General features: G+C 42.8%; 6 protein-coding genes. All 6 read left to right on the top strand.

Annotated features, from left to right (window positions below; translation table 11 throughout):
- Positions 1–165: 165 nt before the first annotated feature.
- The 6 genes from rpoB (at position 166) to tuf (ending at position 12997) form a co-directional block, all read left to right on the top strand.
- A complete protein-coding gene (gene rpoB / locus QL995_RS10915; RefSeq protein ID WP_007580127.1) occupies positions 166–4191 on the top strand; it encodes a DNA-directed RNA polymerase subunit beta in 4026 nt (1341 codons plus the stop codon).
- 104 nt (positions 4192–4295) lie between these two features.
- Positions 4296–8471 carry a DNA-directed RNA polymerase subunit beta' gene (rpoC, locus tag QL995_RS10910; protein WP_007580130.1) on the top strand — a complete coding sequence of 1392 codons (4176 nt, stop codon included), beginning with the start codon at positions 4296–4298 and terminating at the stop codon, positions 8469–8471.
- 194 nt (positions 8472–8665) lie between these two features.
- A complete protein-coding gene (gene rpsL, locus QL995_RS10905; RefSeq protein WP_002958885.1) occupies positions 8666–9040 on the top strand; it encodes a 30S ribosomal protein S12 in 375 nt (124 codons plus the stop codon).
- A gap of 97 nt (positions 9041–9137) precedes the next feature.
- Entirely contained in the window at positions 9138–9608 is a 471-nt protein-coding gene (gene rpsG, locus QL995_RS10900; RefSeq protein WP_010555004.1) for a 30S ribosomal protein S7, read from the top strand.
- Positions 9609–9635: 27 nt separating this feature from the next.
- A complete protein-coding gene (gene fusA, locus QL995_RS10895) occupies positions 9636–11750 on the top strand; it encodes an elongation factor G (protein ID WP_007580132.1) in 2115 nt (704 codons plus the stop codon).
- Between the two features lie 62 nt (positions 11751–11812).
- Positions 11813–12997: an elongation factor Tu gene (gene tuf / locus QL995_RS10890; protein WP_024589451.1), complete on the top strand. Its 1185-nt coding sequence runs from the start codon at positions 11813–11815 to the stop codon at positions 12995–12997.
- Positions 12998–13823 lie beyond the last annotated feature (826 nt).

The raw sequence follows: 13823 nt of genomic DNA, 5'->3' as shown, positions 1-13823 counted from the left end.
AAAATCTGATTTTTTCTTTACTTTCAACGCTTTATAGTTTGCTAGTGTTAAAGTGGGATCTAATTAGAACAACAGTTAAATGTTGTAAAATCTTGGCATAGCTGCCAGTTAAGTCTGTTCTTACAAGAACAGGTCGGGTCAAAGATCAGCAAGCTGAGGAACCCCATGGCTTACTCTTATTCTGAAAAGAAACGTATCCGTAAGGATTTTGGTAAACGTCCACAAGTTTTGGATATACCTTTTTTACTGTCTACACAGTTAGAATCGTTTAAAAAATTCTTAGTGCCGGACGCTGATGGCGATCATGGTTTGGAAGCTGCCTTCCGTTCTGTGTTCCCTATTAAAAGCTACTCGGGAAATTCTGAGCTTCAATACGTAAGTTACCGTATTGGTGAGCCAGTTTTCGATGTAAAAGAATGTCAAATTCGCGGTGTGACTTATTCTGCTCCACTTCGCGTGAAACTGCGTCTTGTTGTTATGGACAAAGAAGCACCAGGCACAGTTAAAGACATTAAAGAGCAAGAAGTTTACATGGGCGAAATTCCGCTCATGACAGATACCGGTACTTTTGTAATCAATGGTACAGAGCGTGTTATCGTTTCTCAGCTACACCGTAGCCCTGGTGTATTCTTTGATAACGACCGCGGTAAAACCCATTCATCGGGTAAAGTATTATATAACGCACGCGTTATACCTTACCGTGGTTCATGGTTAGACTTCGAATTTGATGCAAAAGATAACTTATATGTACGTATTGACCGTCGTCGTAAATTACCGGCGTCTATCATCCTACGTGCACTAGAGTATTCTAGCGAACAAATCCTAGATATGTTCTTCGATAACACTACGTTTGAAGTAACGAATGGTAAAGTTCTTATGGAACTTGTACCTTCGCGTTTACGTGGTGAAACTGCCGCTTTTGATATCAAGAGCGAAGACGGTGAAGTATTTGTTGAAAGCGGTCGTCGTGTTACGGCTCGCCACATCAAGAGCATCGAAAAGAAAGGCATTAAGCAATTAGAAGTACCACATGAGTACATCATTGGCCGTATTGTAGCTAAAAACTATGTTGATGAGTCAACTGGTGAAGTTATTGCAAATGCAAATGACGAGCTAACTCTAGAGCTAATGGCTGAATTGGTTAAAGCCGGTTACACTAAAATTGATACGTTATATATCAATGAAGTGGACAGCGGTGCTTACATGTCAAATACATTAAACATTGACTCTGCAAGCAGCCGTTTAGAAGCACTAGTAGAAATTTACCGCATGATGCGCCCAGGCGAGCCACCGACGAAAGACGCGGCTGAAGCCTTATTCCAGAACTTGTTCTTCTCTGAAGAACGTTATGACTTATCTACTGTAGGTCGTATGAAGTTCAATAGCCGTGTTGGTTACGATACAGACACAGGCCCTGGTACATTAAGCAAAGAAGACATCGTGTCTGTTATGAAAGTATTAATTGCTATTCGTAACGGTCAAGGCGATGTTGATGATATCGATCACTTAGGCAACCGTCGTATACGTAGTGTTGGCGAAATGGCTGAGAACCAATTCCGTGTTGGTCTAGTACGTGTTGAACGTGCTGTACGTGAGCGTTTAAGCTTAGGTGACCTTGACGCAATAATGCCACAAGATCTTATTAACGCTAAGCCTATTTCGGCAGCTGTTAAAGAGTTCTTCGGCTCGTCTCAGTTATCACAGTTTATGGACCAAAATAACCCACTATCAGAAGTTACGCATAAACGTCGTATCTCTGCATTAGGTCCGGGCGGTCTAACTCGTGAACGCGCAGGCTTTGAAGTACGTGACGTTCACGTAACTCACTATGGTCGCGTATGTCCAATCGAGACTCCTGAGGGTCCAAATATCGGTCTAATTAACTCGTTGTCTACGTACGCACGTACAAATGACTACGGTTTCTTAGAAACACCTTACCGCAAAGTGGTAGACGGTGTTGTAACTGATGAAGTTGATTATTTATCAGCCATTGAAGAAGGTCAGTTTGTTATCGCACAGGCGAACTCAAACTTAACTGAAACCAATGAGTTTGTTGATGAACTTATCCCATGTCGTCACAAAGGTGAATCTACCTTTATGGGTCGCATGGACCAGCAGTATATGGATGTATCACCACAACAGGTGATTTCTGTAGCGGCAGCACTTATCCCGTTCTTAGAACACGATGATGCTAACCGTGCATTGATGGGTTCAAACATGCAACGTCAAGCAGTACCAACATTGAAAGCGGATAAGCCGTTAGTAGGTACTGGTATTGAGTTAACACTAGCGAAAGATTCTGGTGTAACTATCGTTGCTAAACGTGGTGGTGAAGTAATGTATGCTGACGCAAGTCGCATCGTTGTAAATGTACATGAAGAAGAACGCATTCCTGGTGAAGCGGGCATCGACATCTACAACTTAACCAAATACACACGTTCAAACCAAAATACATGTATTAACCAAAAACCAACTTGTATGGTTGGCGAACCGGTTACTCGTGGTGACGTGTTAGCAGATGGTCCTTCGACTGACTTAGGTGACTTAGCCCTTGGTCAAAACCTTCGCGTGGCATTCATGCCATGGAACGGTTACAACTTCGAAGATTCAATCTTGTTATCAGAGCGCGTAGTTGAAGAAGATCGTCTAACGACTATCCATATTCAAGAACTACAGTGTGTTGCCCGTGATACTAAATTAGGTCCAGAAGAGATCACTGCAGATATCCCGAATGTGGGTGAGTCTGCACTAGGCAAGCTTGATGAATCAGGCGTTGTATATATTGGTGCTGAAGTTAAAGGCGGCGATATCCTAGTAGGTAAAGTGACTCCTAAAGGCGAGACACAGCTTACACCTGAAGAGAAGCTACTGCGTGCTATCTTCGGCGAAAAAGCGTCTGACGTTAAAGACAGCTCTTTACGTGTACCAAATTCTGTAACTGGTACTGTAATTGACGTGCAAGTTTTCACCCGTGATGGTGTTGAAAAAGATAAACGCGCGTTAGAAGTTGAAGACATGCAGCTTCGCGAAGCGAAGAAAGACTTCAACGAAGAGTTCCGTATTTTAGAAGCAGGCGTTTTAGACCGTGCACGTAAGCTACTTATAGCTGCTGGTTTTGATGAAGATAAACTTGCATCTCTAAATGCTGAAAAAGTACTTACGCAAAGCCTTGCTGAAGAAGACAAGCAAGCTGAGCTTGAGCAACTAGCTGCACAGTACGATGAACTTAAAGCTGAATACGATAAGAAGTTTGAAAACAAACGTCGTAAAATTACCCAAGGTGATGACTTAGCACCAGGCGTACTTAAGATTGTTAAAGTATACCTAGCTGTTAAACGTCGTATCCAACCGGGTGATAAAATGGCGGGTCGTCATGGTAACAAAGGTGTTATCTCGACTATCGTACCAGTAGAAGATATGCCTTACGATGACAAAGGTCGTACGGTAGATATCGTATTGAATCCACTAGGTGTACCATCACGTATGAACATCGGTCAGATCCTTGAAACACATATGGGTCTTGCTGCACGTGGTATCGGTGAACGTATTGAAGAGATGATGAAAGAGCAACGTGAGCTTCATGAGCTACGTGACTTCATCAAGCAAGCATACGAAATTGGCGAATCTCGCCAAGTTGTAGATATTGCTAGCTTCACTGATGACGAAATTCGTCGTCTAGCTGAAAACTTAAAAGGTGGTTTACCAATAGCTACTCCTGCATTTGATGGCGCGAAAGAAAGCGAAATCAAAGACATGCTTGAGCTTGCGGGCTATCCTCGTAGTGGTCAGGTTACACTTTATGATGGCCGTACTGGCGATCAGTTTGAACGTCAAGTAACCGTTGGTTACATGTACATGCTTAAACTTAACCACTTGGTTGACGATAAGATGCACGCACGTTCTACTGGTTCTTACAGCCTTGTTACTCAGCAGCCGCTGGGTGGTAAAGCACAGTTCGGTGGCCAGCGTTTTGGTGAGATGGAAGTATGGGCACTTGAAGCTTACGGTGCTGCTTACACTTTACAAGAAATGCTAACAGTGAAATCGGATGACGTGAACGGTCGTACTAAGATGTATAAAAACATCGTTGATGGTAACCATAAAATGGAACCAGGTATGCCAGAATCGTTCAACGTATTGTTGAAAGAAATCCGCTCACTGGGTATCAACATCGAGTTGGAAGAAAATTAAGCCAATTAGATGCTGCAGTTAACGCTGCAGCATCTGTTACGGCTGAATAGAATGTAGGGACGAGATTATCCGTCCTCAAGATTAACTCCGACAGGAGAGCTAAGGTGAAAGACTTACTTAAGTTTCTGAAGCAACAAAATAAGACCGAAGAATTCGATGCAATTCGCATTGGTCTTGCTTCACCAGACATGGTTCGTTCATGGTCATACGGTGAAGTAAAGAAACCTGAGACTATTAACTACCGTACTTTCAAGCCTGAGCGCGATGGCTTATTCTGTGCCCGTATTTTCGGCCCAGTGAAAGATTATGAGTGTTTATGTGGTAAATATAAACGCCTTAAACACCGTGGTGTGATCTGTGAAAAGTGTGGCGTTGAAGTAACACTCACTAAAGTGCGACGCGATCGTATGGGTCATATCGACCTTGCGAGCCCAGTTGCACATATATGGTTTTTAAAATCATTACCGTCACGTATTGGCTTAATGCTAGATATGACGCTTCGTGATATTGAACGTGTTCTTTACTTCGAATCATTCGTAGTAACTGAACCTGGTATGACAACGCTTGAGCGTGGTCAGCTATTAGGTGAAGAAGAATACTTAGATTCACTAGAAGAGCACGGTGATGAGTTTGAAGCTAAGATGGGTGCTGAAGCAGTTTTAGACTTGCTTCGTGAACTTGATCTTGCTCAATTAATAGCTGAGATGCGTGAAGAGTTACCAACAATTAACTCTGAAACTAAGCGTAAAAAAATCACTAAACGTCTTAAGTTAATGGAATCGTTCCACCAATCAGGTAATAACCCTGAGTGGATGATCATGACAGTACTTCCAGTATTGCCACCTGATCTACGCCCATTAGTACCATTAGACGGTGGTCGTTTTGCGACATCTGATCTAAATGACCTTTACCGTCGTGTTATTAACCGTAATAACCGTCTTAAGCGTCTACTAGATTTAGCAGCACCAGACATTATTGTACGTAACGAAAAACGTATGTTACAAGAAGCGGTAGATGCGCTACTTGATAACGGTCGTCGTGGTCGTGCAATTACAGGTTCTAACAAACGTCCTCTTAAATCTCTTGCTGATATGATCAAGGGTAAGCAAGGTCGTTTCCGTCAGAACTTACTTGGTAAGCGTGTAGATTATTCAGGCCGTTCTGTAATCACAGTTGGTCCTACACTTAAGCTTCACCAATGTGGTCTTCCTAAGAAGATGGCACTAGAGCTATTCAAACCATTCATCTATGGCAAATTAGAACGTCGCGGCATGGCTACGACAATCAAAGCTGCTAAGAAGATGGTTGAACGTGAAGTTCCGGAAGTATGGGATGTACTTGACGAAGTAATTCGTGAACATCCAGTATTACTTAACCGTGCACCAACACTTCACCGTTTGGGTATCCAAGCGTTTGAGCCTGTGCTTATCGAAGGTAAAGCGATTCATTTGCATCCATTAGTATGTGCGGCGTACAACGCCGATTTCGATGGTGACCAAATGGCGGTACACGTACCGTTAACAATCGAAGCGCAGCTTGAAGCTCGTGCATTAATGATGTCAACAAACAACATTCTATCTCCTGCGAATGGTGAGCCAATCATCGTTCCTTCACAGGATGTTGTATTGGGTCTTTATTACATGACTCGTGACCGCATTAACGCTAAAGGCGAAGGCGCGATATTTAAAGATCCAAAAGAAGCAGAAAAAGCATACCGCAGTGGCAATGCAGACCTTCACGCAATTGTGAAAGTACGTATTAGCCAATCAGTTAAAAACGAAGACGGCGTAGTAGAAGATACTATTACTGTTATCGATACAACTGTTGGTCGTGCAATTCTGTCTCTAATTTTACCTAAAGGCATGCCGTTTGCGTCAATCAACCAGCCGCTAGGTAAAAAGCAGATTTCTGGCTTATTGAATGAGTGTTACCGTCGTCTAGGTCTTAAAGATACAGTTATCTTTGCTGACCAAGTTATGTACACCGGTTTCCATTATGCAATGAAGTCAGGTGTTTCTATCGGTATTGATGACTTAGTTATCCCACCGGTTAAAGCACAGATAATTGAATCAGCTGAAGCTGAAGTTACTGAAATCAACCAACAATTCCAATCAGGTCTTGTAACGGCTGGTGAAAAGTACAACAAAGTTATCGATATCTGGTCACGTGTAAACGAAAACTTATCACGTGAGATGATGTCTAACTTGTCGAAAGACACAGTTATCAATGCACAAGGTGAAGAAGTAGAGCAACCGTCATTTAACTCAGTGTTTATGATGGCCGACTCAGGTGCCCGTGGTAGTGCTGCACAGATTCGTCAGTTGGCGGGTATGCGTGGTCTAATGGCACGTCCAGATGGTTCAATCATCGAGACTCCAATCACAGCTAACTTCCGTGAAGGTCTAAACGTACTTCAGTACTTCATCTCAACGCATGGTGCGCGTAAAGGTCTTGCCGATACAGCACTTAAAACAGCAAACTCGGGTTACCTAACGCGTCGTCTAGTAGACGTTGCACAAGATTTGGTAATCAATGAAGATGACTGTGGCACAGAAGATGGCTTAACAATGAAACCGCTTATTGAAGGTGGTGATGTTGTAGAAGCACTTCGTGAACGTGTTCTAGGTCGTGTTGTTGCTGAAGATATTGTGATTCCAGGTACTAATACAGTGCTTGTTGAACGTAATATCATGCTAGACGAAAAACTGTGTGATCTTTTAGAAGAGCATTCAGTAGATGAAGTTCGTGTACGTTCTGTTATCACTTGTGATAATGACTTTGGTGTTTGTGCTAACTGTTACGGTCGTGACCTAGCACGTGGCCATATCATCAACGCTGGTGAATCAGTGGGTGTTATCGCGGCACAGTCAATTGGTGAGCCGGGTACACAGTTAACAATGCGTACCTTCCACATCGGTGGTGCGGCATCTAGAGCGTCTGCAGAAAATAATGTACAAGTTAAAACTAACGGTACATTAAAACTTCATAACTCTAAGTACGTATTAAACACAGACGGTAAGATTGTTATTACCTCTCGTTCTACGGAAATTACTATCATTGATAGTCATGGTCGTGAGAAAGAGCGTTATAAAGTACCTTACGGTGCGGTATTAACAGTGCAAGACAATGCTGAAGTTCTAGGTAACGATATCGTTGCTACTTGGGACCCGCATAGTCACCCAATCGTTCTTGAGCATAAATCAAAAGTATCGTTCAGCGATATCGATGATTCAAATACTGAAGCACAGACTGATGAGCTAACTGGTTTAACCCGTGTAGTTGTAAAAGATCTTGCTAAAGTAAATACGAAAGAACCAAAGCTTATCATCGAAAGTGAAGAGCGCGGTCTGCAAGAAACACGTCTTCCTTCATTCACGACGATTGAAGTTATTGACGGCGTTACAGCAAACCCAGGTGACGTGTTAGCACGTATTCCGCAAGAAGGTTCGAAAACTCGTGATATCACGGGTGGTCTACCACGCGTAGCCGACTTATTTGAAGCTCGTAAGCCAAAAGAACCAGCTATATTAGCTGAAGTAACTGGTACAATTAGCTTCGGTAAAGAGACTAAAGGTAAGAAGCGTTTAGTTATTACTCCAGCTGAGGGTGATCATTACGAAGAGATGATTCCTAAATGGCGTCAACTTAACGTGTTTGAAGGTGAGCAAGTGTCTAAAGGTGAAGTTATCGCCGATGGTCCTGAATCACCGCATGACATCTTACGCCTACGTGGTGTGACTCATGTTGCTAACTATATCGTTAACGAAGTGCAAGAGGTTTACCGTTTGCAAGGCGTTAAGATCAATGACAAGCACATTGAAACAATTATCCGTCAAATGTTACGTAAATGTACCATTATGCACGGCGGTGATACTGACTTCTTAGCCGGTGAGCAAATCGAAGTGGCGCGCGTTAATATCGCAAACCGTGACCTTGAAAAACAAGGTAAGATACCAGCTAAGTTTGAAATCCAGTTAATGGGTATCACAAAAGCATCACTAGCAACAGAATCTTTCATCTCTGCAGCGTCTTTCCAAGAGACAACACGTGTTCTTACAGATGCGGCAGTGAATGGTAAGAGCGATGAGCTTCGCGGTCTTAAAGAAAACGTAATTGTGGGTCGTTTGATCCCAGCCGGTACCGGTTTTGCGTATCATCAAGAACGTATGGCTCGCCGTAAACAAAGCAAAGTAGTAGTAGAAGAGCAAACAGTAAGTGCAGAAGAGGCAACTCAAGCACTTACAGACGCTCTAAATGCTGATTTGTCTGGAAATCAATAAACTGTTCTTAATCAATAGATTAAGTGATCGCAAGTCAGTTATATGCTGTCTTGCGGTTAGTTTAGGTTGACAGGTTAAACTTTGCTCATTAAAATTCCGCCACCCATTTACTTGTGTGCTTAATGCAGGCTCGTAAATAAAGGGCGGATTTTTTATTTTTTTCAGTAGTAATTTTAATTTCAGGAGCTATTTAAATGGCAACTATTAACCAGCTAGTGCGTAAGCCACGCCGTAGCAAGGTTACGAAAAGTAACTCAGCTGCACTAAAAGCGTGTCCGCAAAAGCGCGGTGTATGTACTCGCGTATATACAACTACACCTAAGAAACCAAACTCGGCGTTACGTAAAGTAGCACGTGTACGTTTAACTAACGGTTTCGAAGTAACTTCATACATTGGCGGTGAAGGTCATAACCTTCAAGAGCATAGTGTAATCCTAATCCGTGGTGGTCGTGTTAAAGATTTACCAGGTGTGCGTTTTCACACTGTTCGTGGTGCACTTGACTGTGCAGGCGTTAGCGATCGTCGTCAAGCTCGTTCTAAATACGGTGCAAAACGCCCTAAAGGCTAATTGTTTTCCGTTAGTAAGGCCAAGCACTAAATATTTATAATTATTGTTTTGGGTGATTGACTCGAAAGAGCAAACCTGAATAAACCGGAGATACAAAATGCCTAGAAGACGCGTAATCGGTCAACGTAAAATTCTTCCAGATCCTAAGTTCGGATCGGAACTTCTTGCTAAATTCGTTAACATCGTGATGTTAGACGGCAAGAAATCTACTGCTGAAAAAATTGTTTATGGTGCGCTAGACGTGGCTGCTGAGAAATCAGGCAAGTCGCACCTAGAAATCTTTGAAACTGCACTTGATAACATCCGCCCACAGGTAGAAGTTAAATCTCGCCGTGTTGGTGGTTCAACTTATCAAGTACCAGTTGAAGTACGTCCAGTTCGTCGTAACGCATTAGGTATGCGTTGGTTAGTAGACGCTGCACGTAAGCGTGGCGAAAAATCTATGGGCTTACGTTTAGCTCAAGAAATCGTTGACGCTTCTGATAATAAAGGCACTGCGGTTAAGAAACGTGAAGACGTTCACCGTATGGCTGAAGCGAATAAAGCATTCGCTCATTACCGTTGGTAATCTGTCTTTAACCTTTAAGAGGATCATATGGCACGTACAACTCCACTTGAGCGCTATCGTAATATAGGTATTGTCGCTCACGTAGATGCAGGCAAAACCACCACAACAGAACGTGTTCTGTTCTACACGGGTCTTTCTCATAAGATCGGTGAAGTACATGATGGCGCTGCAACTATGGATTGGATGGAGCAGGAACAAGAGCGTGGTATCACAATCACTTCTGCTGCAACAACGTGTTTTTGGAAAGGGATGGACGCTCAATTTGACGCCCATCGTATCAATATTATTGATACTCCAGGACACGTAGATTTCACTATCGAAGTAGAGCGTTCTTTACGCGTATTAGATGGTGCGGTAGTTGTTCTTTGTGCTTCATCTGGTGTACAGCCGCAAACTGAGACAGTTTGGCGTCAAGCGAACAAATACGAAGTTCCGAGAATGATCTTCGTAAATAAAATGGATCGCACGGGCGCTGACTTCTTAGCTGTGGTTAGCCAGGTGAAATCTCGTCTTGGAGCAACGCCTGTTCCAATTCAGTTGCCTGTAGGCGCTGAGGACGACTTTAAAGGTGTCATTGACCTTATAAAAATGAAAGTGATTAACTGGAACGAAGCGGACCAGGGTATGACTTTCTCTTATGAGGCAATACCGGCAGAACTTCTGGAATTAGCTGAAGAATGGCGCTCTCACTTAGTTGAAAGCGCTGCTGAAGCAACAGAAGAACTAATGGATAAATACTTAGAAGGTGAAGAGTTAAGTGAAGCAGAAATTAAAAATGCTTTACGCCAACGAACATTAGCTAATGAGATTGTTCCAGTTACTTGTGGTAGCGCATTTAAAAACAAAGGTGTTCAAGCTGTGCTTGATTGCGTTGTTGAATATATGCCTTCACCAGAGCAAGTGAAACAAATCCAAGGTATCTTAGAAAATGGTACTGAGGAAGAACGTCCAGCTAATGATAAGGCGCCGTTTGCTGCACTCGCTTTTAAGATTGCAACAGACCCGTTTGTTGGAACCTTGACCTTTTTCCGTGTTTACTCTGGTACTGTTAAACAGGGTGACACGGTATATAATCCAGTAAAAAGTAAGCGTGAGCGACTTGGCCGTATCGTACAGATGCATTCAAACTCTCGTGAAGAGATCAAAGAAGTTTTCGCAGGCGACATCGCGGCAGCTATTGGTCTTAAAGACGTAACAACAGGTGAAACACTGTGTGATCCGAATTCTATTATTACGCTTGAGCGTATGGAATTCCCTGAACCAGTAATCTCTATTGCGGTTGAGCCCCGCACTATAGCTGACCAAGATAAGATGGGTATCGCGCTGGGTAAACTAGCTGCTGAAGACCCTTCTTTTCGAGTACAAACTGACGAAGAATCAGGCCAGGTTATAATCTCTGGCATGGGTGAACTTCACCTAGATATCATCGTCGACCGTATGAAACGTGAATTCAGTGTTGAATGTAACGTTGGTAAGCCGCAGGTCTCATACCGAGAAGCTATTCGTTCAACTGTTAAGGTTGAAGGGAAGTTTATACGTCAGTCAGGTGGTCGTGGTCAATATGGTCACGTTTGGATTAAACTTGAACCGATGGATATTACGGATGATGAGTCACCAATTTACGAGTTCGTTAACGAAACCGTAGGTGGTTCTGTTCCTAAAGAGTTCGTCCCTGCGGTAGACAAAGGTATCCAAGAGCAAATGTCTCAAGGTGTACTGGCAGGCTACCCATTACTTGGCGTTAAAGCGACTTTATATGATGGTTCATTCCATGATGTAGATTCGAATGAAATGGCATTTAAAATAGCAGGTTCACTGGCAATGAGAGATGGGGCGCTTAAAGCTAACCCTGTACTACTAGAGCCAGTAATGAAGGTTGAAGTACTCACTCCTGATTCAAATATGGGTGATGTAGTTGGCGACTTAAACCGTCGCCGCGGCATAATCGAAGGCATGGAAGATGCATTAGGTGGACTTAAGCAAATTAATGCGCAGGTTCCTCTTTCTGAAATGTTTGGTTATGCGACTGCTTTACGATCTGCAACACAGGGCCGTGCCTCATACTCTATGGAGTTTGTGAAGTACGCTGAAGCCTCTAAAAACGTTGCAGATACAATAATTTCAGCTCGCGCTGTTATATAATTTTAGCTTGTCTGGCTCAATAGTGAGTCAGGCTTTAATTTCTTTATTAGGAATTTTTTAAGATGGCAAAAGAAAAGTTTGAACGCGTAAAACCGCACGTAAACGTTGGTACAATCGGCCACGTTGACCACGGTAAAACTACACTAACTGCAGCAATCACTAACGTACTTGCAAAAGTATACGGCGGTGTTGCTAAAGATTTCGCATCAATCGACAACGCTCCTGAAGAGCGCGAACGTGGTATCACTATTTCAACGTCTCACGTTGAATACGATACTCCTTCACGTCACTACGCACACGTAGATTGTCCTGGTCACGCCGATTATGTTAAAAACATGATCACTGGTGCTGCTCAAATGGACGGCGCGATCTTAGTAGTTGCTGCGACTGATGGCCCTATGCCACAAACGCGTGAGCACATCCTTCTTTCTCGTCAAGTTGGCGTTCCTTACATCATCGTGTTCATGAACAAATGTGACATGGTTGATGACGAAGAGCTACTTGAACTAGTAGAAATGGAAGTTCGTGAACTTCTTTCAGAATACGATTTCCCAGGTGATGACTTACCTCTAATTGCTGGTTCTGCGCTTAAAGCGTTAGAAGGCGAGAAAGAGTGGGAAGATAAGATTGTTGAGCTTGCAAACGCACTTGATACTTACATCCCAGAGCCAGAGCGTGACATTGATAAGCCATTCATCATGCCTATCGAAGACGTTTTCTCAATCCAGGGTCGTGGTACTGTTGTAACTGGTCGTGTTGAAGCTGGTATCATCCGCATCAATGACGAAGTAGAAATTGTTGGTATCAATGATACAACTCGTTCTACTTGTACTGGTGTTGAAATGTTCCGTAAGCTTCTAGACGAAGGTCGTGCTGGCGAAAACATCGGCGCACTTCTACGTGGTACTAAACGTGAAGACGTTGAACGTGGTCAAGTACTAGCTAAGCCTGGTTCAATCAACCCACATACTACATTCACTTCAGAAGTATACGTACTTTCGAAAGATGAAGGTGGTCGTCATACTCCATTCTTCAAAGGTTACCGTCCACAGTTCTACTTCCGTACAACTGACGTAACTGGTGACGTACAGTTACCAGATGGCGTAGAAATGGTAATGCCTGGTGATAACATCAAGATGACAGTAACTCTAATCGCACCAATCGCGATGGATGAAGGTCTTCGTTTTGCTATCCGTGAAGGTGGTCGTACTGTAGGTGCTGGTGTTGTAGCAACTATCGTAGCGTAATTATTAGCCTAGCTAATTGTTACCAAAAAGCCCGAGCTTAGTCTCGGGCTTTTTAATGTCTAGAATAAAGTGTCATATGAAGGTGGTGCTCTTACTTTAGGCGTAGGTGCGTTGTAGTAACGTTCAAAGCGTAATTATTAGCCTAGCTAATTGTTACCAAAAAGCCCGAGCTCAGTCTCGGGCTTTTTAATGTCTAGAATAAAGTGTCATATGAAGGTGGCGCTCTTACTTTAGGCGTAGGTGCTTTGTAGTAACGTTCAAAGCGTAATTATTAGCCTAGCTAATTGTTACCAAAAAGCCCGAGCTTAGTCTCGGGCTTTTTAATGTCTATAATAAAGTGTCATATGAAGGTGGCGCTCTTACTTTAGGCGTAGGTGCGTTGTAGTAACGTCCAAAGCGTAATTATTAGCCTAGCTAATTGTTATCAAAAAGCCCGAGCTTAGTCTCGGGCTTTTTAATGTCTAGAATAAAGTGTCATATGAAGGTGGCGCTCTTACTTTAGGCGTAGGTGTGTTGTAGTAACGTTCAAAGCGTAATTATTAGCCTAGCTAATTGTTACCAAAAAGCCCGAGCTTAGTCGGGCTTTTTAATGACTAAAATAAAGAGTGATTTGGAGGTGAGAATCTCACATTAGACGAAGATGCTTGGTAACAACATTCAAAATATTATTGGTATTAATAAAAAACCCGAGCCTAGCCCTAATGCAGATCGTTTAAGCTAATTGAACGATCTTTCAAAGGGCTCATAATAGGCTACAACAGAAGTTGTGGCCTATTTTTATGTCTGAATTTATTAAAGAATTACACCTTACGACTGAGTTTTGCCA

The sequence above is a fragment of the Pseudoalteromonas sp. APC 3358 genome (genome assembly GCF_030408075.1).
GTDB lineage: Bacteria > Pseudomonadota > Gammaproteobacteria > Enterobacterales > Alteromonadaceae > Pseudoalteromonas > Pseudoalteromonas arctica.
This window is presented reverse-complemented; position numbering and strand designations above follow the sequence as displayed.

Excerpts from the sequence above, each read along its gene's own strand:
- rpoB (WP_007580127.1), top strand. The coding sequence starts at position 166 with ATGGCTTACTCTTATTCTGAAAAGAAACGTATCCGTAAGGATTTTGGT.
- rpsL (WP_002958885.1), top strand. The coding sequence starts at position 8,666 with ATGGCAACTATTAACCAGCTAGTGCGTAAGCCACGCCGTAGCAAGGTT.
- rpsG (WP_010555004.1), top strand. The coding sequence starts at position 9,138 with ATGCCTAGAAGACGCGTAATCGGTCAACGTAAAATTCTTCCAGATCCT.
- fusA (WP_007580132.1), top strand. The coding sequence starts at position 9,636 with ATGGCACGTACAACTCCACTTGAGCGCTATCGTAATATAGGTATTGTC.
- tuf (WP_024589451.1), top strand. The coding sequence starts at position 11,813 with ATGGCAAAAGAAAAGTTTGAACGCGTAAAACCGCACGTAAACGTTGGT.